Source organism: Streptomyces sp. NPDC012769 (assembly GCF_042901205.1).
Taxonomy (GTDB): domain Bacteria; phylum Actinomycetota; class Actinomycetes; order Streptomycetales; family Streptomycetaceae; genus Streptomyces.
This window is the reverse complement of record NZ_JBIBCP010000005.1, coordinates 99,451-120,348: the sequence shown is the minus strand read 5'-3', so window position 1 is coordinate 120,348 and position 20,898 is coordinate 99,451. Positions and strand designations below refer to the sequence as shown.

Here is a 20,898-nt window from a genome sequence, read left to right as displayed (position 1 = left end):
GGACATGGGGTGGGGGTTGTGTGATCACGCCTTGACGCGGGGGAGGACGGGCCGGAGGTTCTCCCAGCGGTCGATCTCGCAGCCGTTGGCGCGGGAGAAGTGGGCGTCGACGGTGCGGCCCTGCCAGCTTCCGGTGATGTGGGCGGTGGCCGGCCCGCCGTGCTGCTGCGTGCACATCCGGTCCTCCGGCACGGGCGCGAACGGGTTCTCGCCGGCCTTGGCGAGCTGGTCGAGCCGCTTGCAGGCGTTGTCGGCGGCGGGGTGCGTCCCGCCGGGCGTGCCGCCGCACTCCAGCTCGAACGTCCCGTTGGCGTCGGAGTGCCCGCTGCGCTCGATGCTCACGGTGAGCGTGTCGGGGGAGGAGAGGAGCGGCAGCGGGGGCAGCGGCCCGAGCCCGGTGGCGCCGGCGGGGACGGCGGTCGCGAGGGGGGTGAGGGCCGCGACGGTCGCGGCGGTCGCGAGGAGGAGGGGACGCAGCATTCGGACTCCTGGAGCGGCGGACGGGCGTTCTTCCCTCACTAACGCTCCGGGCGGCGCTCCGTTGCGCAACCGGGATGCGCCGGGTGAGGGCTTTGCCCTGGGCCCCCGGTGGCTAGTACGGTGAAAGCGATTGGTGGCACCCGGCTCGTCTGTGTCATCATCTGCACGCACCACTCGCGTACGCGCGGGGTGCATGGAGGCGTCGCCTAGTCCGGTCTATGGCGCCGCACTGCTAATGCGGTTTGGGTCTTAAAGCCCATCGAGGGTTCAAATCCCTCCGCCTCCGCCACCACCGAAGCCCCGGTCCCTCCGACCGGGGCTTCGCCCGTTCCCGCCCCGCCTCCCGGCCGCCTTTCGACCGCTCCGGGCGCCGGGCCCCGCGATCACCCCGACCGCGTGTGACCCCGGTCTCTTTTCGCCCTTTCCGGCCACGCCACCGCCCCCCGGCGGCGTCGGCCGCCGCACTGTCCAGCTTGATCGCCTAGGGCGTTTTCGCAGGTCACAAGGGGTGTGGCCAATGGATTTCACATGACGGCGGCAGTCATGTAATGTTCTTCCTGTCGCCGCGAGCGGGCCGAAAGGCCGGGGAGTGAAGACGAAAACTAAAAACAAGCACTCGTAGCTTAACGGATAGAGCATCTGACTACGGATCAGAAGGTTGCAGGTTCGAATCCTGCCGAGTGCACACAGATGAGAGGCCCGGACGAGAGTCCGGGCCTCTTGCGTTTGCCAGGTGCTTGAGCAGCAGTCGCCGCCCGCCGTGGGGATGTCCCGGACGTCAGCGGCGGAGAGACGCGCAACGGTGACCGTGCCCGTGGTGGAGTCCGGGGAGACCGCGCCGCTCGTCTCGAATATGTCCGCGAGCGCCGCGCTGTTCGGGCGTACGTGCGGGTCAGGACTTGGGCTCGGGGCGGGGAGGAGGCTGGGCGCAGAGGGCGTCGATGGTGGCGTTCTCCTCGGGGGTGAGCTGGTCGTCCAGGGCGACGCTGAGGACGTGGCGGGCGCGCGACAGGCGGCGGGTGACGTCGTGGGCGAGGACGAACTCGCCGATGGTGCGCTCGTCGGCGGTGCCGGAGGCCATGCGGGAGCCGAGGCGGAGGGAGACGACGAACTCGTCCAGGTCCCGCAGGACGGCGACCACGTCGTCGAGGGGAGGCGGATCTCGCGGGTGGACGGGTCCATCGTCAGCCGAGGAGGGGGACGAAGCCGCCGCGGGTGGTGGCCGGTCGGGTGAGGGCGGGGAGGTCCAGCAGGGGCGGAAGCGGGGTGGGGAGCGGGGTCGGGAGGGAGACGACGACGGCGCCCCCCGCGCGTTCGGCGTCCTCGCACCAGTCGGCCAGGTCGCCTTCGCCGAGGACCGGGGCGGCCAGGGCCGGGATCATGGTGCCGTGGTCGCCGGGGCCGTCCACGACGCACAGGGTCAGCCTCGGGACGATGCCCCAGCCGTCGCAGACGGGCGGCTCCCCGCCGGTGGAAACCGGCGCGAGCGGGGGCAGGGCGTCGTGGACCGGCGCCTCGGTGAGGACGAGGAGCGGCGTGGCGGCCCGTACGAACACGGTGTTCTCGGGGTTCTGCAGCATCGGGTCACTTTCGCAGATGACGTACGCTGCCCGGGCCCCGGGTGCTCGCAAGTTCGGGGACATGGACCGGTGGTCGTGCCGGCGGGCCCTCGCCCCGTGCGAGGCCGCCGTGAGGCGGACGGCCACCGGTTTCGCATGTGCCGGAACAGCGATGAGGCGGGGCGGAACACGGGCATGGGCGGGCGGAAGCCACGGCTCGCGTTCGAGGGCACCGAATGTCCGGCGTCCCTCACCGTCTACGGCGACCCCGACGACCCCGTCGCCTGCCTCACCCTCGACCCCTACTCCCTCTGCGACGCCGCCGAGGGCATGCGCCGCAGCCGATAACGTCCGGCGGCATGTACGTCTGGTACGCCGCCTACGGATCCAACGCCGACGACGCACGGCTCCGGCACTACCTCCTCAACTGCCGCGAACCGGCCGCGCCCCTCGCCTCGCGGGCCGTCGAACTCCCCGGAACCCTCTACTTCGCCACCGAGTCGCCCGTCTGGGGCGGAGGACGCGGCTTCTACGATCCGGAGGCCCCCGGCACCGTCTACGCGCGGGCGCACCTCATCACCGCCGGGCAGTTCTCCGACATCACCGACCAGGAGATGTACCGCCGGCCGGGTGCGGGCGCGGGCACGCGCACGGGCCCGCGCCCCGATGCGCAGACGCAGACGGAGCTCAAGCTGGCCGAGGCCGTCGTCCGCGGGCGGGTCCGGCTGGGGCCCGGGCGGTACGAGACGGTGGTGTGCGCCGGGGACATCGACGGGGTCCCGCTGCTCACCTTCACCGCGCCCTGGGCCCTGGGGGAGGTGGAACTGCGGGAGCCCTCCGAGGCGTACGTACGGCGCATCGCGGCCGGTCTGCACGCCGCCGGGGCCTGGGCGGCCGAGGAGATCGCCGCCTATCTGGCCCGCTGTCCGGGAGCGGCCGGGCGGTTCACCGCCGACGACGTCCTCACCCTCCTCGCCGGCGGCCCCGGCCGTCTCCCACCCACACCTTCGGGTGAACCGAACTGATTTCCATGTCAGTTGAATATGCCCTCGGCCTAGCGTGCAGCTGGAGGTGATGTCCGATGAACGCCGTCGACGCCATCGACATCGACGACTTCGTGTACGCCGCCACGGGAGCGCGGCTGCGGAGGATCACGCTGCCGGACGGATCGCACTGGTTCCCCGCCGTGGACGTGGCCCGTCAGCTCGGCCACGCCAGCGCAAGCAAGGCCCTCCGCACGCACGTCGGGGACGCCCTGCACACGACGCTCGGCGAGCTCCCACTCGACCTCGACTCCGACCCCGACCCCGACCCCGACCCCGACCCCGACCCCGGCCCCGGCACGACGCGGACGCGCCTGCGGGGCCTGAGGAAGTCGACCCGGCTCGTGTGCCTCGAAGGGCTCGTCCAGCTCGTCAACGCCTCCAGCAAGGCACAGGCCGCGCCCTTCAAGACGTGGGTCGCCCAGCTCGTCGCCGGCGTGCAGCGTGACGGGTCCTACGGGCTCGAACCGTCGCCCGTGCCCACGGCGGGCTTCGTCCTTCCGCAGCCGCTCCTCGACGCCCTCGTACGGCTGGAGGAGTGCGGTGCGCGCATCGACGAGGAGAGCGAGCGCCTTGAGCTGCTGCGCGAGGCCGGGCGTGACCTCCACCGGATCGCCGCCTCCCTGGAACGGCTCTCCGTCCCCGCCCAGCGCTCCCTCCCCGGCCAGACCGACCAAACAGGCCAGACCGACCAGGCAGGCCAGGCGGCCGAGGAACCGGACGCGGACCGGCCGCGCCCCGGGACCGCTCTCACACCCCAGCAGCTCCTCGACTCCTGGCGCGCCCGGAACGCCGTCGTGAGCGACGACGTCCACGCCGTCGCCGCCTGTCTCGCGCCCGCCCTCGTCCGCGGTGGTGTCCGCTACCGCCTGGAGGAGGTGGCCCGCCGTACCGGGCTCACCGCCGAGCGCGTCCGCGACTGCGTCCGCGTGCTCGTCGAGCACGGCTGCATGCGCCACGCCGGAGGCTCCGACCGCCTCGGCCGTCCCGGCAACGGCCACGACGGCAACGGCAAGGACGGCAACGGCACCGACGGAGGTCTGCTGTACGTGCTGCCCTGACGGCCCCGTGTCAGTGGTCTGCACGACACTGGACCCATGGTGTGGCGGAGCGGCGGGATCTCGTGGCGGGGCGGGGTGCCCGGGCTGCGGTGGGAGGGCGGGCGGGTCAGCGTGCTCGCTTGCGGGCGGGACATCGCCTTCCGGGCCGTCGGCGAGCGGCGTTGCGTCGGGGCCCGGGGCAATCCCTGCCCCCTGGCCGCCGTCCTGCCCGGGCGCGGCACCGGCGGCCGGTGCGGCGACTGTACGCGGCTCGACCGGGCGCACTCCGTGGCGGCCGACACCCTCGCCGACGACCCGCGTCCGTACCGCGTTTATCTCGCCTGGTTCGGGCCCGGGATGGTGAAGGTCGGGATCACCGCGGAGCAGCGCGGCGACGCGCGCCTGCTCGAACAGGGCGCGGTCGCCTTCAGCTGGCTGGGGCGGGGGCCGCTGATGGCCGCCCGGCGGACCGAGGAGGTGCTGCGTCACGCCCTCGCCGTGCCCGACCGCATCCCGTACGCGCGCAAGCGGGCCGTCCGGCACGTCCTGCCGCCGGCCGGGGAGCGGGCGGGCGAGGTCACGGAGCTGTACGGGCGGGCCGTCGGCGTCGGCGTCTGGGCGGAGACCCTGGAGGTGCTGCCCTGCCGGGTCCACGACCACGTGGAGGTCTTCGGGATCGGTGACCTGCCCGCGTACGACGGGAGCGTCGTCGAGCTCGTCGCCGGCGGGGTGGTCGCCGGGCGGCTGCTCGCCGCGGCCGGGCCGGATCTGCACCTCCTCGACCGGAGCGGGCGCCATCTCGCGCTCGACACCCGGCTCATGAGCGGCTGGGCACTGGAGGCCGCGCCACCGGAACGGCTCCTCACCATGCCCGTGAGCTGCGAGGACGGGCAGGAGCAGCTGTTCTGAGGTCGCGCACCCACGCCCCGTCGGTGCGTGCCCCTCGTGAAGATCTGAATCGTAAAGTCTTGGATCCCTTCCGGCGGCATCCATGGACAGCCCCGCCCGGCCCGCCGCAGGGTGATCACATGACCCAGAACCTCGTGGGCGGCTTCGAACCGCCCTACTACACCGCTGTCTTCACCTCGATCCGGCCCGACGCCCCCGAGGGATACGCCGAGACCGCCGCCAAGCTGAACGAGCTCGTCAAGGACGTGCCCGGCTTCCTCGGTTACGAGGCGGCCCGGACTGCCGGCGGCATCGGCATCACCGTCGCCTACTTCCGTGACCTCGACGGGCTCGCCAAGTGGCAGCACCATCCCGAGCACATGGCCGCCAAGCGGTACGGCCGGGAGCACTGGTACGACAGCTACCGCGTCCACATCGGCAAGGTGGAGCGCACCTACGGCTTCGACCGCGAGGACCGCGAGGACCGCGAGGACCGCGACGACCGCGACGACCGTAACGCCCATGACGACTGAGGAACGGCGGTGGGCCGACCGTCTCGGCGTCCCCGGGCTCGTCGACGTCCACACCCACTTCATGCCCCGCAGCGTCCTCGACAAGGTGTGGGCCTACTTCGACGCCGTCGGGCCCCTCACCGGTCTCGAGTGGCCCATCACCTACCGCGAGGAGGAGGACCGCCGGGTCGCGCTGCTGCGGGAGTTCGGGGTGCGGGCCTTCACCTCGATGCTCTACCCGCACAAGCCGGCCATGGCCGCCTGGCTCAACGACTGGGCCGCCGACTTCGCCGGCCGCACCCCCGACTGCCTGCACACCGCCACCCTCTTCCCCGAGGCCGGCGCCCCCGGCTACGTCCGGCAGGCCCTGGAGCGCGGCGCACGGGTCTTCAAGGTGCACCTCCAGGTCGGCGGCTTCGACCCCAACGACCCGCTCCTCGACGAGGTGTGGGGCCTGCTGGCCGAGGCCGGGACCCCGGTCGTGATCCACTGCGGATCCGGGCCCGCCCCCGGCGCGTACACCGGCCCGGGGCCCGTCGGACGGCTGCTCGCCCGCCATCCCCGGCTGCGGCTGATCGTCGCGCACATGGGCATGCCCGAGTACGCGGACTTCCTGGACCTCGCCGAGCGGTACGAGGGGGTCCACCTCGACACCACGATGGCCTTCACGGACTTCAGCGAGCGACTCGCGCCCTTCCCGGCCGGTGAGCTCAAGCGGCTCCAGGGGCTCGGCGACCGGATCCTCCTCGGGTCGGACTTTCCCAACATCCCCTACCCGTACGTCCATCAGCTCCACGCCCTGGAACGGCTCGGTCTCGGCGACGACTGGCTGCGGGCCGTCTGCCATGACAACGGCGTCCGGCTGTTTCACCTCTGATCCGCCCTGATCCGCCCTGATCGACCCCAGATCCGCCCTGATCCGCCTCTGATCACGGGAAGTCGGCGGCCCCCGGCTTTCTCAGGGAATTCACAGACAAGCGCAAGACGTGTCTCAGCCGCGCCCCGGACCGTGGCAGCCATGACTGCGACCACCCCCGCGCCCCGCTCGCGTACCGATCTGCTCCGGCCCGACGGCTCCGCCGTCCGCGTGCTCGTCGTCGACGACGAGGCCTCGCTCGCCGAGCTGCTCTCGATGGCCCTGCGCTACGAGGGCTGGCAGGTGCACAGCGCGGGCGACGGGGCCGGGGCGCTGCGGACGGCCCGGGAGTTCCGGCCCGATGCCGTCGTGCTCGACATGATGCTGCCCGACATGGACGGGCTCTCCGTGCTCGGGCGGCTGCGGCACGAACTGCCCGAGGTGCCGGTGCTGTTCCTGACCGCGAGGGACGCGGTCGAGGACCGGATCGCCGGGCTCACGGCGGGCGGCGACGACTACGTCACCAAGCCCTTCAGCCTGGAGGAGGTCGTGGCCCGGCTGCGCGGGCTCATCCGGCGCGCGGGGGCGGCGCAGGCGCGCAGCGAGTCGCTGCTCACGGTCGGGGACCTCACCCTGGACGAGGACAGCCACGAGGTGACCCGGGGCGGCGAGTCCCTCCACCTCACCGCCACCGAGTTCGAGCTGCTGCGCTTCCTCATGCGCAATCCGCGCCGGGTGCTCAGCAAGGCGCAGATCCTGGACCGCGTGTGGTCGTACGACTTCGGCGGGCAGGCCAACGTCGTGGAGCTCTACATCTCCTACCTGCGCCGGAAGATCGACGCCGGGCGCAGCCCCATGATCCACACCCGCCGCGGGGCCGGGTATCTCATCAAGCCAGGGGAATAGCCCGCCGTGCGCCCCCGCCCCCCTCTCCGGTCGCGCCCCCGCCCCCTTCGCCGGTCGAGCCTCGGCGCGCCCTGGTCGCTCCGCACCCGCCTGGTCGTCTCCGCCGTCGCCCTGATCGCGGTCGTCGCCGCCGTCATCGGGACGGTGACGACGATCGCGTTCCGGTCGTATCTGTACGACCAGGTGGACGGCCAGCTGCGGGCGGTGTCCAACCGGGCCGCCGGTTCGCCGTTCCTCTCGCCCGCGCCCGGGAACGGCGACCCCCGCGAGCTGCTCGGCTTCATCAACGGGCCCGGCTCGCCGCTCGGGACCGTCGGCGCCGTCGTCGTGGACGGCGAGGTCACGTCGGCGTCGGTGTCCGTGCCGCCGGAGGAGGGACGGTACGGGCCGCGGTTCAAGGTCGAGGAGCTCGACGCCGGGCAGCGCGCCGCCCTGGCGTCCGTACCGCGCGACGGCGCACCGCACACCGTCTCGCTGAGTGGTGGCCTCGGGGACTACCGGGTCGAGTACGCGACCGGGCAGCACGGCGACTTCCTCACCGGCATCCCCCTCACCGAGCTCCAGGACGCCCTCTCCACCCTGGTCGTCGTCGAGCTCAGCGTCACCGGCGCCGGGCTCGTCGCCGCCTCGCTCGCCGGGACCCTGCTCGTACGGATCGCCCTGCGCCCGCTGCGCCGCGTCGCCGCGACCGCCGCGCAGGTGGCACGGCTGCCCCTGCACCGCGGGGAGGTGGCGCTCGACCACCGGGTGCCGGAGGCGCAGGCGGACGCGCGCACCGAGGTCGGGCAGGTCGGCGCGGCCATCAACCGGATGCTCGACCACGTCCATTCGGCGCTCGACGCCCGGCAGCGCAGCGAGACGCGGGTGCGGCAGTTCGTCGCGGACGCCAGTCACGAGCTGCGCACTCCGCTCGCCTCGATCCGGGGGTACGCGGAGCTGACCCGGCGCGGCCGGGAGGAGTGCGGGCCCGACACCCGGCACGCGCTCGGGCGCATCGAGTCCGAGGCGACGCGGATGACGGGTCTCGTGGAAGATCTGCTGCTGCTCGCCCGGCTCGACACCGGACGCCCGCTCTCGTACGAGAGCACCGATCTCTCCCCGCTCGTCGTGGACGCCCTCTCCGACGCCCGCGCGGCCGGGCCCGAGCACCACTGGCGCCTCGAACTCCCGGACACCGACGGTCCCGCGGCCGTGAAGGTGCCGGCCGACGGCGCCCGGCTCCACCAGGTCCTCGTCAACCTCCTCGCCAACGCCCGCACCCACACCCCGCCCGGCACGACCGTCATCGCCCGTGTCCGTACGGAGCCGGGCCACGCGGTCGTCGAGGTCGAGGACGACGGGCCGGGCATCGCGCCCGAGCTTCTGCCGTCCGTCTTCGAACGGTTCGCGCGCGGCGACGCCTCCCGGTCGAGGACGGCGGGCGGCACCGGGCTCGGCCTCGCCATCGTCCGGGCCATCACCCTCGCCCACGGCGGCGAGGTGACCGTGGACAGCGTGCCCGGCCGGACCGTCTTCGCGGTGTCCCTGCCGAAGACGCGCTGACTCCCGGCCCCGACCCTTCCTGGCCCAGCCCCAGCCCCAGCCCCAGCCCCAGCCCCTGACTCCCGTCTCCCGCCTCTCGACTCTCGACTCACAGCCCCGGCACAGTCTCACCACACCGCCGTGACAGCGGGCCCCGCGAGGGTCGGGGCATGCGAACGCCACCGTGTGCCGAAACCCTTCCGGCCCGGGAGCACCTCCCCGTGGGCGCGGCCGGCCGGCCCGTCCTGGATGTGGTGATCCCGGTCTTCAACGAGGAGAAGGACCTGGAGCCGTGCGTGCTGCGGCTCCACGACCACCTCTCCCGCACCTTCCCGTACGCCTTCCGCATCACCGTCGCCGACAACGCCTCCACCGACGCCACCCCGGACGTGGCCCGCGCACTCGCCGCCCGCCTCCCGGGCGCCGTCCGCTCCGTACGGCTGGAGCAGAAGGGCCGGGGCCGGGCGCTGCGGACGGTGTGGTCGGCGTCCGAGGCGCCGGTCCTCGCGTACATGGACGTGGATCTGTCCACCGACCTCAACGCGCTGCTGCCGCTGGTCGCGCCGCTGATCTCCGGCCATTCGGACCTGGCGATCGGCTCGCGCCTGGCCCGTTCCTCCCGCGTGGTGCGCGGGCCGAAGCGGGAGGTGATCTCGCGGGCCTACAACCTGATCCTGCGCGGCTCGCTCGCCGCCCGCTTCTCGGACGCCCAGTGCGGGTTCAAGGCGATACGGCGGGAGGTCGCCGAGCGGCTGCTGCCGATGGTCGAGGACACCGGCTGGTTCTTCGACACGGAGATGCTGGTGCTGGCCGAGCGGGCCGGGCTGCGGATCCACGAGGTGCCGGTCGACTGGGTCGACGACCCCGACTCGACCGTCCACATCGTGCGGACCGCGACCGATGACCTGAAGGGCGTGTGGCGGGTGGGGCGGGCGCTGGCGACCGGGTCGCTGCCGCTCGACCGGCTCGCCCGGCCCTTCGGCGACGACCCGCGCGACCGCGAACTGAGCGGAGTGCCGGGCGGTCTGGCCCGCCAGCTGCTCGGCTTCTGCTGCGTCGGGGTCCTGTCGACCCTCTTCTACCTGGCCCTCTACTCCCTCTCCCGGCTCGGCGCCGACGCCCAACTCGCCAACGCCGCCGCCCTCCTCGTCTCCGCCGTCGCCAACACGGCCGCCAACCGCCGGCTCACCTTCGGCGTACGGGGCCGGGACCGGGCCGCCCGCCACCAGGCGCAGGGGCTCGTCGTCTTCGGCATCGGCCTGGCCCTGACGAGCGGCTCGCTGGCCGCGCTCGGCGCGGCGACCGGGGCACCGGCGCATTCGGCCGAGCTCGCCGTGCTGATCGTCGCCAACCTCGCGGCGACCGTCGTGCGCTTCCTCCTCTTCCGGCTCTGGGTGTTCCCGGAGCGTGCCCCCTCCACAAGGACCCTTCGATGAACTCCCTGATCCGACGAACCTGGCGTGGAAGGCCCGAGGACGCGCCCTGGGTGCGGCCCGCCCTCCTCGGCCTGCTGCTCGCCACCGCCGCGCTCTACCTCTGGAACCTGAGCGCGAGCGGCTACGCCAACTCCTTCTACTCCGCCGCCGTCCAGGCCGGCAGCCAGAGCTGGAAGGCCTTCTTCTTCGGCTCGCTCGACGCGGCGAACGCCATCACCGTCGACAAGCCCCCGGCCGCGCTGTGGCCGATGGCGCTGTCCGTACGGCTCTTCGGGCTCGGGTCCTGGCAGATCCTGGTGCCCGAGGTGCTTATGGGGGTGGCCACGGTCGCGGTGCTGTACGCGGCGGTCCGCCGCCGCTTCGGCGCGGCCGCCGGACTGATCGCGGGCGCGGTGCTCGCGCTCACCCCCGTCGCGGCGCTGATGTTCCGCTTCAACAACCCGGACGCGCTGCTCGCCCTGCTGATGACGGTCGCCGTCTTCTGCGTGCTGCGCGCCCTGGAGCTGGACCGGGGCGCCGCGCGGTGGCTGGTGTGGGCGGGGGTGGCGCTCGGCTTCGCGTTCCTCGCCAAGACCCTGCAGGCCTTCCTGATCCTGCCGGTGCTCGCGCTCGTGTACGTGGTGTGCGCGCCGGGCGGGTTCGGGCGGCGGCTCGGCCGGCTGGGCCTCGGCGGGCTCGCGATGCTGGTGTCGGGCGGTTGGTGGGTGGCCGTGGTCGAGCTGTGGCCCGCGTCCTCCCGTCCGTACGTCGGAGGGTCGCAGAACAACAGCTTCCTGGAGCTGACCTTCGGCTACAACGGGCTCGGCCGGCTCAACGGCAACGAGGTCGGCAGCGTGGGCGGTGGCGGTAATGGCGGCCCCCGGCGGTTGGCGGGTGATCTGCCGGCCGGCCTGGAGCTGCCCGCCCGCGCCGGCGGCGGCCCCGGCGGTGGCGGCTGGGGCGAGACGGGCCTCGGCCGGATGTTCGACGAGCAGGTCGGCGGCCAGATCTCCTGGCTGCTGCCGGCCGCGCTGATCCTGCTCGTCGCCGGGCTCGTGGTGACCCGGCGGGCGGCGCGCACGGACACGGCCCGCGCGGCGTTCCTGGTGTGGGGCGGTTCGCTGCTGCTGACGACGGCCGTCTTCAGCTTCATGGCCGGCATCTTCCACGAGTACTACACGGTCGCGATGGCCCCGTACATCGCCGCCCTGATCGGCATGGGCGCGGTGGTGCTGTGGGAGGAGCGGGCCCGGTTCCCCGCCTCGGGGGCCCTGGCGCTCGCGGTGGCGGTGACGGCGGTGTGGGCCTTGGTACTGCTCGGCCGTACGCCGGACTGGCAGCCGTGGCTGCGCTGGGCGGTGCTGGTCGCGGGGTGCGCGGCGGCGCTGGGGCTGCTCTTCGCGTGCCGGACGGACCGGCGCCTCGGGCTCGCGGCGGCGGGGCTCGGCCTCGCGGCGGGCCTGGCGGGCCCCTTCGCGTACACCCTGGCCACGCTGGCCGATGGGCATCAGGGCTCGATCGTCACGGCGGGACCGGCGGGACCGGCGGGCATGGCGGGCCCGGGCGGTCGCGGCGGCCCCGGCGGCCGGATGTTCCTCGCGTACGGCCCCGGCCCGGGCGGCCAGGGAGGGGGTGGCCAGCCTCCGGGCCAGGGCCAGGCCCCGGGCCAGGGCCCCGGCCGGCCCCCGGCCGACAACGGCACCCGTATGGAAGGCCCCAGCGGCCGTGCGACCGGCGGCATGGGCGGTCTGCTCAACGGCGCGACCGTCGGCGCCGAGGCCGAGCGGGCCCTGCTGGAGAACGCCGACGCCTACACCTGGGTCGCCGCCGCCATCGGCTCCCAGAACGCGGCCAGTTACCAGCTCGCCACCGAGAAGCCGGTCATGGCGATCGGCGGCTTCAACGGCAGCGACCCGTCGCCGACCCTGGCGCGGTTCAAGCAGTACGTGGCCGAGGGGCGGATCCACTGGTTCATCGCCTCGGGCGGCGGCGGGATGGGCGGCAGCGGTGAAGGATCGCGGATCTCCGCGTGGGTGGAGGCGACCTTCGAGAAGGTCACCGTCGGCAGCGCCACTTTCTACGACCTGACCAGCGATAAGACCACCCGCGAGTAGCCCGTCACCGTTAATCGCTATACAGCGTACGAGAGAGTCCTATACGGTGTACGAGTCCACCCCTCGTACACCGTATAGGAGTTGCCCATGACAGCCACCGGCGGTGGCCACCCGCAGCGCTGGCTGATCCTCGGCGTCATCTGTCTCGCCCAGCTCACCGTGCTGCTCGACAACACCGTGCTCAGCGTCGCCATCCCTTCGCTGACCACCGAACTCCACGCGTCCACCAGCGACATCCAGTGGATGATCAACGCCTACTCGCTGGTCCAGTCCGGCCTGCTGCTCACCGCGGGCAACGCCGCGGACCGCTACGGCCGCAAGAAGATGCTGGCCATCGGCCTCGCGCTCTTCGGCATCGGCTCGCTCACCGCCGGCCTCGCCGAGTCCAGCGCGCAGCTGATCGCCGCCCGTGCGGGCATGGGCGTCGGCGGCGCGCTGCTGATGACCACGACCCTCGCCGTCGTCATGCAGATCTTCGACGACTCCGAGCGGGTCAAGGCCATCGCGCTCTGGGCCACCGTCGGCTCGCTCGGCTTCGCCGCCGGCCCGCTGATCGGCGGCGCGATCCTCAACCACTTCTGGTGGGGAATGATCTTCCTCGTCAACATCCCGGTGGCGCTCATCGGTCTGATCGCCGTGCTCAAGCTCGTCCCCGAGTCGAAGAACCCGCAGGGCGAGCGCCCCGACCTGCTCGGCGCCCTGCTCTCCACCATCGGCATGACCTCCGCCGTGTACGCGATCATCACCGGTCCCGAGCACGGCTGGACCTCGGCCGAGGTGCTGGTCCCGGCCGCGATCGGCGTCGTCGTGCTGGCCGCCTTCGCCGTCTGGGAGCTGCGCATCCCGTACCCGATGCTCGACATGCACTTCTTCCGCAACCAGAAGTTCGTCGGCGCCGTGGCCGGCGCGATCCTGGTCATGTTCGGCATGGGCGGCTCGCTCTTCCTGCTCACCCAGCACCTGCAGTTCGTCCTCGGTTACGAGCCGCTGGAAGCGGGTCTGCGGATGGCGCCGCTCGCGCTGACGGTCGTGGGGCTCAACCTCACCGGCGTCGGCCCGCGGATCGTGACGAAGCTCGGCACCCCGCTCACCGTCGCCGTCGGCATGACCCTGGTGGCGGCCGGTCTCGGCTCGATCGCCCTGATCGGCGGGGGCACCGACGGCACCTACTGGGGCATGCTGCTCGGCCTGGTCCTCATGGGCACCGGTCTCGCCGTCTCCAACCCGGCCATGGCCAACGCGATCATGAGCGCCATCCCGCCGGAGAAGGCCGGCGTCGGCGCGGGCGTCAACGGCACCCTCGCCGAGTTCGGCAACGGCCTCGGCGTCGCCGTCCTCGGCGCCGTCCTCAACGCCCGCTTCGCCGCCCTCGTCACCGTCACCGCGACCTCGCTGCCCGCGGCCCTCGCGGCGGCCGGCGGCGAGAGCGAGCGGGCGGCGATCTCCGACGCCTTCGCCTCCGGCCTCCAGACCAGCCAGTTGGTCGGCGCGATCGCCGTCCTCGCCGGCGGCCTGGTCGCGGCGGCCCTGCTGAAGCGGGCCGAGCGGGCCGAGCGCGCCGGGGCCGAGGGCGCCGAGCCGGCCGAGCAGCCGACCGTGGCTGCCTAGCATGGTCACGGACCACTGACGGACGGAAGGAACGCGATGGTCAAGGCAGCCGATCGGGCCAAGAACCCGGCGCGTTCCAGCGTCTGGCTGGAGAACCGGGACAACCGGGCCGCCCGCAGCGGGGGCGGCCCGGCCGGGCTCGACCGGGAGCGGATCGTCGCCGCCTCGATCCGGATGCTGGACGAGGAGGGCCTGGCCAAGCTCTCGATGCGCAAGCTGGCGACCGAGCTGAACGTCACCGCGATGTCCCTGTACTGGTACGTGGACACCAAGGACGACATCATCGAGTACGCCATCGACACCTGTTACGCGGAGATCGACCTCGCCGAGGTCGACGCGGCCGGCGACTGGCGGGACCGGATCAGGGCGCTCGCCCTGGCCTACCGCCGGATGCTGGTGCGCCACCCGTGGATGTCGCCGTGCGCCGGGCAGTATCTGAACATCGGCCCGTACGCCATCGCCGTCGGCTCCAAGATCCAGGAGGCGGTCCGGGACACCGGGCTTCCGATCGAGCGTCAGCCGAGCGCGATGTCGGCCGTCTTCCAGTTCGTGTACGGGTACGGGACGATCGAGTCCCAGTTCCAGCGCCGGGCCGCCGAGGCCGGGATGTCGCAGGACGACTTCTACGGCGAGTCGATCAAGGCATTCCGGGACGATCCGCAGTTCGTCGAGGTGCTCGAACCGATCGCGGAGATCCTCGACGAGCGCGCCTCGCACGGCAGCGTCAGCGACATCTGGGACCGCGACTTCGCGTACGCGCTCGAGGTCCTGATCGCGGGCATCGAGGTCATGGTCGAGCGCAGCCGTACGGAACGGGCGAAGGAATGACGGAGCGGCGGGCCGTCCCCTGCCCGCCGCCCCGTACTCCACCCGGCCGCGCCTCCGCTCGAAGCGCGGCCGGGAGCTTTTTGCCTGGTTACCCGGTCTTCTCCGGCTGCGCGGTGTTGCTCTTCAGCGCGACCTCCTTGATGAACAGCGTCACGAGGAAGGCGAGCAGCGCGAACGGCGCCGAGTAGAGGAAGACGTCGCCGACGCCGTGCCCGTACGCGCTCTCCATGACCGTACGGATCGGGGCGGGCAGCTTGTCCATGTCCGGGATGCCACCGCCGCCCTGGCCCACGGCCGCCGCGGCCTTCGGGCCGAGCTCGGCCAGGCCCTCCTTGACGTAGTCGGTGACCCGGTGGGCCATGACCGCGCCGAGCGCCGAGACACCGATCGCACCGCCCAGGGAGCGGAAGAAGGTGACGACGGAGGAGGCGGCGCCGAGGTCGGAGGGGGCGACCTGGTTCTGGGTGCAGAGCACCAGGTTCTGCATCATCATGCCGAGGCCGAGGCCGAGGACCGCCATGAAGACGGCGATGTGCCAGTACTCCGTGTCGTAACGGATGGTGCCGAGCAGGCCGAGGCCGCCGGTGGCGAGGGCGCCGCCGCTGATCAGCCAGGCCTTCCAGCGGCCGGTCTTGGTGATGACCATGCCGGAGACGGTGGAGGAGACGAACAGGCCGCCGATCATCGGGATGGTGAGGACGCCCGACATCGTCGGCGACTCGTTCCGGGCCAGCTGGAAGTACTGGCTGAAGAAGACCGTGCCGGCGAACATCGCGACACCCACGAAGAGCGAGGCCAGGGAGGCCAGGGTGATCGTGCGGTTGCGGAAGAGCCGGAGCGGGATGATCGGCTCGGAGGCCCTCGACTCGACGAGCGCGAACACCGCGCCGAGGACGATCGAGCCGCCCACCATGACGGCGGTCTGCCAGGACATCCAGTCGTACTTGTCGCCCGCGAAGGTGACCCAGATCAGGAGCAGGGAGACGGCGGCGCTGATGAAGAGGGCGCCAGCCCAGTCGACCTTGACCTGGCGCTTCACGACGGGGAGCTTCAGGGTCTTCTGCAGCACCAGGAGCGCGATGAGCGCGAAGGGCACGCCGACGTAGAAGCACCAGCGCCAGCCGAGCCAGTCGGTGTCGGTGATGACGCCGCCGAGCAGCGGGCCGCCGACGGTGGCGACGGCGAAGACCGCGCCGAGGTAGCCGCTGTACCGGCCGCGCTCCCGCGGGGCGATCATGGCAGCCAGGATGATCTGGGAGAGGGCGGTCAGACCGCCGACGCCGATGCCCTGGACGACGCGGCAGGCGATGAGCATGCCGGTGTTCTGGGAGAGACCGGCGACGATCGAGCCGGCGACGTAGATCACCAGGGCTATCTGGACGAGCAGCTTCTTGGAGAAGAGGTCGGCCAGCTTGCCCCAGAGCGGGGTGGTCGCCGTCATCGACAGCAGGGCGGCGGTGACGACCCAGGTGTAGGCGGACTGGCCGCCGCCGAGGTCGGTGATGATCTGCGGGAGGGCGTTGGAGACGATCGTCGAGGACAGGATGGCGACGAACATGCCGAGCAGGAGCCCGGACAGCGCCTCCATGATCTGCCGGTGCGTCATCGGGGCGGCGGAGGCGTCGGCACCGGCGGTGTCGGTGCGGCCCTCCCGTACACCCGTGTCAGGCGCGGTGGTGGCCATGAATTCCTTTGCTTCCTTTGCGTGAGTCTCAGGCGTGGTGGGCCCGGCAGTCCCCGAAGGAGTCGCGGAGGCGGACGAGCAGGTGGGTGAGCAGTTCGACGTCGTCGTCGGACCACTCCGCGAGGTGGCGGGAGAAGGCCTCGGTCACCCGCCGGTCGAGTTCGCCGAGCATGGCGAAGCCGTCGGTGGTGAGCCGCAGGATCCGGGAGCGCTTGTCGTCCGGGTCGGGCAGTCGCTCGATCCAGCCGTGCTCCACGGTGTGGGCCACATGGCGGCTGCAGACGGACATGTCGACGGCCATGAGCTCGGCCAGCCGGCTGGTCCGCATGTCGCCGTGGTGCTTGACCAGGGCGAGGACGGCCGCCGCCCCGCCCTGGCAGTCGGCGGGCAGCGCACGGCTGAGCCCGCGCTTGACGGCCCCGATCGCGCTCACCGATCGGGCGAGGTCCTCGTACCGGCTCCGTGTCTCCATGCACTTCTCCAGGGAAGGATCTCGGCATCTTGTTGCTTAGGGCAACCATAGAGATGGATGGTTGCTCCAGGCAAATGAAATCGGTCAAAGCGGCCTAAAGAATCGGCAAAGGGGGGAGGGGAGGTGCAGGTCCGGGGCAGGGCCGGAGGGCGGGGCTTGGGACCGCCACCCCGACTTCGCTAGGGTCCGGCCCATGGCACACAACCCCCAAGCACCGTACGGCCAGGGCGGCGGACAGGCCCCCGAGGGCTCCTACGACCCCGCCGGCAGCACCCAGATGTTCCGCGCCTTCGTCGACGAGGGCACTCCGCAGCGGCAGCCGCAGGCCGCTGCCGCCACCTCCTCCGGCCCCCGGGTGGGCCTGATCGTCGGCGTGGTCGTCGCGATCGCCGTCCTGGCAGGCGTGGCCTGGCTCGCCCTGGGCTGACCCGCACGACCTTCTCGAAGGCCCCTCGAAGGCCCCTCGCAGGCCCGTTGCGGACAGACCCCTGACCGGCCGGACCGGACGCCCCACCACCGGGGCCTCCGGCCCGGCCGTCCGCGTCTCGGCACCTGAAGGCCCGTCACCAGCGAAGCGGGGCAGGGCAAAAGAAAAGGCCGGGAGCCGTACGCGCTCCCCGCCACTCTCAACTTATAGCGCACGGGGGGCCTTGCGGCAAGGCCCCGGTCATGGCGCAGAATCGGCGGCCTCGCCGGAATCGGACGAGGAGCAAGCCGAAGGGGGAGCCACCGCATGCGCGTGGTGTTGTCGTCGTACGGGTCCCGTGGGGACGTCGAGCCGCTGGCCGCTCTGGCGCTGGCGCTGCGGCAGTCGGGGGCCGAGGTGCGGCTGGTCGCGCCGGGGGACCAGGAGTTCGCCGACCGGCTGGCCGGCATCGGGGTCGAGATGGTGCCGGTGCGCTATTCGGTGCGGGTGCTGGCGGCCGGGCCGAGGCCGAACTCCCCGGAGGACATGGCCGAGCGGGTCGCCGCGCTGGCGAAGGCCCAGTACGCGGCGGTGGCCGAGGCCGCCGAGGGGGCGGACACGCTCCTGGCCACCGGCCTGTTCCCGGCCGTGACCGGGGCCCGCACGGCGGCCGAGAAGCAGGGCCTGCGCTACGCCTACGTGACCTTCTTCCCGGGGATGCTGCCCTCGCCCCACCACCCGCCCTACCCGCTGCCGGGCCGCCCGCTCCCCGAGGACGTGAGCGACAACCGGACCCTGTGGGACCTGGACGTCGACAGCGTGAACGCCGTCTTCGGCGCCGGGCTCTCCGCCCTCCGGACCGAGGTGGGGCTCCCGCCCGTTCCCAGCGTCCGCCACTACGCGATGGGCGGCCGGCCGTTGCTCGCGGCGGACCCGGTCCTCGGCCCGTGGCAGCGGCCGGCGGAGCTCGACGTCGTGCAGACCGGTGCCTGGTTCGTGCCGGACGAGCGCCCGCTCCCGGCCGACGTGGAGGCGTTCCTGCGGGCCGGCGAACCGCCGGTGTACGTCGGCTTCGGCAGCATGGGCATGCAGGGCTCGACCGAGCCCGCCCGGGCCGCCATCGAGGCGGTACGGGCCCATGGCCGCCGCGTCCTCGTCTCCCGGGGCTGGGCCGACCTCGGCCTGATCGACGACCGGGACGACTGCATGGCGGTCGGCGAGGCGAACCACCAGCGTCTGTTCCCGAGGGTGGCCGCCGTCGTCCATCACGGCGGCGCCGGCACCACCACCACGGCCGCCCGGGCCGGAGTGCCCCAGGTGATCGTCCCGCAGATCGTGGACCAGCCGTACTGGGCGGGCCGGGTGGCCGAACTCGGCATCGGTGCGGCGCACGACGGCCCGGTGCCGACCTTCGACTCCCTGTCCGCCGCCCTGGCGACGGCCCTCGCGCCCGAGACCGCCGCCGCGGCACGGACGGTGGCGCCCACGGTCCGCGCCGACGGTGCGGAGCGGACCGCGAAGCTGCTGCTCGACGGCTTCGGCGAACCGGCGTAACGGCGGCTCCGAAAAAGAATTTCGCGTGCGCGGTCACACGGACGTCGTGGGCGGTGTCAGTGCGGTGAGTGAGCGAGAAGCGCTCACCACCGTCCGCACGAGGAGCCCACGATGTCCACCACCGCCACCGTCGTCACCGCCATCGCCGCGTTCATGGCCGGGTTCTCCGGTGTGTCGATCCTCGCCCGCGCCACGTTCGTCGTGGAGCCGCTCGCCGAGTACGGCGTGCCCCGCTCCTGCTGGAACCGGCTCGGCGCCGCCAAGCTGGCCGGCGCGGTCGGCCTCCTGGTCGGCTACGCCGTCCCGGCGATCGGCGTCGCCGCCGCGATCGGTCTCGTCCTCTACTTCGCCGGGGCCGCGATCACCGTGATCCGCGCCCGCTCGTACGGGCACGTCCCGTTCCCGCTGCTCTACATGGCCCCGGCGGTAGCCGTCCTGGCCCTGGTGTGACCCGCGGGACTGTTCACAGGCTGTGGACGAAGGTCTCCCACGCCGCCCGCTCGAAGACGACGGCAGGGCCCTCCGGGGCCTTGCTGTCACGTACGGGGACGAGGCCGGGGAATCCGGGGGCGACTTCGAGGCAGTTTCCGCCGTTGTCGCCGCTGTAGCTGCTCTTGATCCAGGTCGCCGCAGCCAGATCGTGCCTCTGCATGGTGCCCGTACCCTTCCATCATGTCGCTGATCAGAGCGGCGGATTCGCGGACTGACAGAGCGCCTGCCCTGAGCACATCATAGGTCTGGGTGTGCCGCGCGAAGTCGCTTGGATCGTCGCTGAAATGGCCTCTGTCAAGGGATTCCGAGTAGACCCACTCATGCCCGTCGGGCAGCCGGATCAAGGACACCGACGTGTTCGGGCGACGGAGTCCGGGACGGTCGGAGGGCGCCACCTGCACCACGATGTTGGGGTGTTCGGCCACCCGCAACAGGTGGGTGCACTGATCCCGCATGACGGTCGCGTCACCGACCATGTTCCGCAGGCAGCTCTCGTCCAGCACCACGATGTACAACGGGCCGTCCTCGGCCAGGAAGCGCTGCTGGCGGCTCAGCCGCGCCCGGACCCGGTCCTCGACCGCCTCGCCGTTCGGCACGCGAGAGAACAGGGCGTGCGCGTACTCCGGGGTCTGCAAGAGGCCGGGCATCATCTGCGTCTGGTACTCCCGTAACGCCACCGCCTCCGCGTCCATCTCGGCTCGGCGCTCGAACCAGTCCGGATGCTGCACCTCCGGGTACCAGTCGATCTTCTCCCACAGCTTCGCCAACACCCCTCCCGTTCCCAGCACTTCGTCGCAAGTCCTGGCGAACGCGCACGTCGGCACCCGCGTCCCTGCCTCCACGCGCGCCACCATCGAGCGATCGCACGGGATCCGGCCGGCGAGCGCGCTCTGGGTGAGCCGGGCCGACTCGCGGTAGTGCCTGAGGAGTTCGCCGAACACCTCGGCCGTCGTGGCAGCCTCCGTCTGCGCCCTCGCGTTCTTCTGGGCCACTTCGTCCCCCTCGTGACAGTGGCCCTTGGCACGCGGCAGGCGTTGTGGCCACACCTCCCATTGAGCAACGCTGGAAGCACGGAGAGTAATCGCCCGATCGGGTGAGTGTGGAAGGACGACGCATGGCAGGGCACACGGAGTGCGGGGCGGAGCCCGGGGCGTATGTGTACGACCCGGTCGCCGGGAAGGTCGGCGAGTACCGGGGGCAGGCCGGGCCGTACGCGATGCTGCGGCCGCTCGGCGGGGGGCGGGAGTGGCAGGCGGACCCCGAGAAGGTGCGGCCCGCGACCCGGGACGAGCGGCTGAGCGCGGGGGTGCGCGCCGCGAACGAGCGGGCGGAGACGGCGTACGACCTGAGCCGCCCGCCCGTACCCGTGCCGCACTGCGTCGAGTGCGGCGAGCTGGCCGATGCCCGTGCCGCGGCCCGCGCCCGCTTCGACTGGAGCGCCGAGACGGACGCGAACGTCCTGCTGCGCCGGCACCTCCGGGCGGGTCACCCGGAGTGACACGGCGGGCCCGGGCTCGTTG

General features: G+C 72.4%; 22 protein-coding genes, 2 tRNA genes and 1 pseudogene. 18 read left to right on the top strand and 7 right to left on the bottom strand.

Annotated elements, in window-relative coordinates:
- Window positions 1-24: 24 nt before the first annotated feature.
- On the bottom strand, window positions 25-480 hold the full coding sequence (locus tag ACFY7C_RS25750) for an SSI family serine proteinase inhibitor (RefSeq protein WP_389654700.1): 456 nt from the start codon (window positions 478-480) through the stop codon (window positions 25-27).
- A gap of 195 nt (window positions 481-675) precedes the next feature.
- Here ACFY7C_RS25750 and ACFY7C_RS25745 point away from each other — a divergent pair.
- Together ACFY7C_RS25745 and ACFY7C_RS25740 are read left to right on the top strand one after the other, a co-directional pair.
- A tRNA-Ser gene (locus tag ACFY7C_RS25745) sits at window positions 676-769 on the top strand.
- 323 nt (window positions 770-1,092) lie between these two features.
- A tRNA-Arg gene (locus ACFY7C_RS25740) sits at window positions 1,093-1,165 on the top strand.
- Between the two features lie 207 nt (window positions 1,166-1,372).
- Here ACFY7C_RS25740 and ACFY7C_RS25735 read toward each other — a convergent pair.
- Both ACFY7C_RS25735 and ACFY7C_RS25730 read right to left on the bottom strand, forming a co-directional pair.
- Complete coding sequence (locus ACFY7C_RS25735; protein WP_389654698.1) at window positions 1,373-1,621, bottom strand: hypothetical protein; 249 nt, start codon at window positions 1,619-1,621, stop codon at window positions 1,373-1,375.
- Between the two features lie 43 nt (window positions 1,622-1,664).
- The gene (locus ACFY7C_RS25730; protein WP_389654696.1) at window positions 1,665-2,060 is read right to left on the bottom strand and encodes a hypothetical protein; all 396 of its coding nucleotides are present in this window, start codon (window positions 2,058-2,060) and stop codon (window positions 1,665-1,667) included.
- Between the two features lie 174 nt (window positions 2,061-2,234).
- Between ACFY7C_RS25730 and ACFY7C_RS25725 the strand changes: the two genes are divergently transcribed.
- From ACFY7C_RS25725 to ACFY7C_RS25670, 12 genes are all read left to right on the top strand, one after another.
- A complete protein-coding gene (locus tag ACFY7C_RS25725; RefSeq protein ID WP_389654694.1) occupies window positions 2,235-2,387 on the top strand; it encodes a hypothetical protein in 153 nt (50 codons plus the stop codon).
- 11 nt (window positions 2,388-2,398) lie between these two features.
- On the top strand, window positions 2,399-3,064 hold the full coding sequence (locus tag ACFY7C_RS25720; RefSeq protein ID WP_389654692.1) for a histone deacetylase: 666 nt from the start codon (window positions 2,399-2,401) through the stop codon (window positions 3,062-3,064).
- Between the two features lie 56 nt (window positions 3,065-3,120).
- Window positions 3,121-4,143 carry a Bro-N domain-containing protein gene (locus ACFY7C_RS25715; protein WP_389654690.1) on the top strand — a complete coding sequence of 341 codons (1,023 nt, stop codon included), beginning with the start codon at window positions 3,121-3,123 and terminating at the stop codon, window positions 4,141-4,143.
- 36 nt (window positions 4,144-4,179) lie between these two features.
- A complete protein-coding gene (locus tag ACFY7C_RS25710) occupies window positions 4,180-5,031 on the top strand; it encodes a DUF2797 domain-containing protein (RefSeq protein ID WP_389654688.1) in 852 nt (283 codons plus the stop codon).
- Between the two features lie 119 nt (window positions 5,032-5,150).
- On the top strand, window positions 5,151-5,543 hold the full coding sequence (locus tag ACFY7C_RS25705; RefSeq protein ID WP_389654686.1) for an antibiotic biosynthesis monooxygenase family protein: 393 nt from the start codon (window positions 5,151-5,153) through the stop codon (window positions 5,541-5,543).
- Window positions 5,533-6,399, top strand: a complete 867-nt coding sequence (locus tag ACFY7C_RS25700) for an amidohydrolase family protein (RefSeq protein WP_389654684.1) — start codon at window positions 5,533-5,535, stop codon at window positions 6,397-6,399. The genes ACFY7C_RS25705 and ACFY7C_RS25700 overlap by 11 nt, the downstream gene beginning before the upstream one ends.
- Before the next feature lie 141 nt (window positions 6,400-6,540).
- Window positions 6,541-7,284, top strand: a complete 744-nt coding sequence (locus tag ACFY7C_RS25695) for a response regulator transcription factor (protein WP_389654682.1) — start codon at window positions 6,541-6,543, stop codon at window positions 7,282-7,284.
- Between the two features lie 6 nt (window positions 7,285-7,290).
- The gene (locus ACFY7C_RS25690; protein WP_389654680.1) at window positions 7,291-8,826 is read left to right on the top strand and encodes a sensor histidine kinase; all 1,536 of its coding nucleotides are present in this window, start codon (window positions 7,291-7,293) and stop codon (window positions 8,824-8,826) included.
- A 149-nt stretch (window positions 8,827-8,975) separates the two neighbouring features.
- Entirely contained in the window at window positions 8,976-10,241 is a 1,266-nt protein-coding gene (locus ACFY7C_RS25685) for a glycosyltransferase (protein ID WP_389654678.1), read from the top strand.
- Window positions 10,238-12,334, top strand: a complete 2,097-nt coding sequence (locus ACFY7C_RS25680; RefSeq protein ID WP_389654676.1) for an ArnT family glycosyltransferase — start codon at window positions 10,238-10,240, stop codon at window positions 12,332-12,334. The genes ACFY7C_RS25685 and ACFY7C_RS25680 overlap by 4 nt, the downstream gene beginning before the upstream one ends.
- An 87-nt stretch (window positions 12,335-12,421) precedes the next feature.
- A complete protein-coding gene (locus tag ACFY7C_RS25675; protein ID WP_389654674.1) occupies window positions 12,422-13,942 on the top strand; it encodes an MFS transporter in 1,521 nt (506 codons plus the stop codon).
- A 36-nt stretch (window positions 13,943-13,978) separates the two neighbouring features.
- Window positions 13,979-14,770: a TetR/AcrR family transcriptional regulator gene (locus tag ACFY7C_RS25670; RefSeq protein WP_389654672.1), complete on the top strand. Its 792-nt coding sequence runs from the start codon at window positions 13,979-13,981 to the stop codon at window positions 14,768-14,770.
- Window positions 14,771-14,858: 88 nt separating this feature from the next.
- Here ACFY7C_RS25670 and ACFY7C_RS25665 read toward each other — a convergent pair whose 3' ends face one another.
- Window positions 14,859-16,454: an MDR family MFS transporter gene (locus ACFY7C_RS25665; protein ID WP_389654671.1), complete on the bottom strand. Its 1,596-nt coding sequence runs from the start codon at window positions 16,452-16,454 to the stop codon at window positions 14,859-14,861.
- A 28-nt stretch (window positions 16,455-16,482) separates the two neighbouring features.
- Window positions 16,483-16,926 (bottom strand): MarR family winged helix-turn-helix transcriptional regulator, encoded by a 444-nt coding sequence (locus ACFY7C_RS25660; protein ID WP_389654669.1) that lies wholly within the window; start codon window positions 16,924-16,926, stop codon window positions 16,483-16,485.
- A gap of 193 nt (window positions 16,927-17,119) precedes the next feature.
- Here ACFY7C_RS25660 and ACFY7C_RS25655 point away from each other — a divergent pair, with 193 nt between their 5' ends.
- The 3 genes from ACFY7C_RS25655 (at window position 17,120) to ACFY7C_RS25645 (ending at window position 19,336) form a co-directional block, all read left to right on the top strand.
- Entirely contained in the window at window positions 17,120-17,353 is a 234-nt protein-coding gene (locus ACFY7C_RS25655) for a hypothetical protein (RefSeq protein WP_389654667.1), read from the top strand.
- Between the two features lie 306 nt (window positions 17,354-17,659).
- Entirely contained in the window at window positions 17,660-18,886 is a 1,227-nt protein-coding gene (locus tag ACFY7C_RS25650) for a glycosyltransferase (RefSeq protein WP_389654665.1), read from the top strand.
- Between the two features lie 111 nt (window positions 18,887-18,997).
- Complete coding sequence (locus ACFY7C_RS25645) at window positions 18,998-19,336, top strand: DoxX family protein (protein ID WP_389654663.1); 339 nt, start codon at window positions 18,998-19,000, stop codon at window positions 19,334-19,336.
- Window positions 19,337-19,349: 13 nt separating this feature from the next.
- Here the strand turns inward: ACFY7C_RS25645 and ACFY7C_RS25640 are convergent.
- Both ACFY7C_RS25640 and ACFY7C_RS25635 read right to left on the bottom strand, forming a co-directional pair.
- A pseudogene (locus ACFY7C_RS25640) lies at window positions 19,350-19,454 on the bottom strand (DUF397 domain-containing protein); the annotation flags it as partial.
- A complete protein-coding gene (locus ACFY7C_RS25635; protein WP_389654661.1) occupies window positions 19,423-20,370 on the bottom strand; it encodes a Scr1 family TA system antitoxin-like transcriptional regulator in 948 nt (315 codons plus the stop codon). The gene ACFY7C_RS25635 and the pseudogene ACFY7C_RS25640, both read right to left, overlap by 32 nt.
- Window positions 20,371-20,492: 122 nt before the next feature.
- Here ACFY7C_RS25635 and ACFY7C_RS25630 point away from each other — a divergent pair, with 122 nt between their 5' ends.
- Entirely contained in the window at window positions 20,493-20,876 is a 384-nt protein-coding gene (locus ACFY7C_RS25630) for a hypothetical protein (protein WP_389654659.1), read from the top strand.
- Window positions 20,877-20,898: the final 22 nt, after the last annotated feature.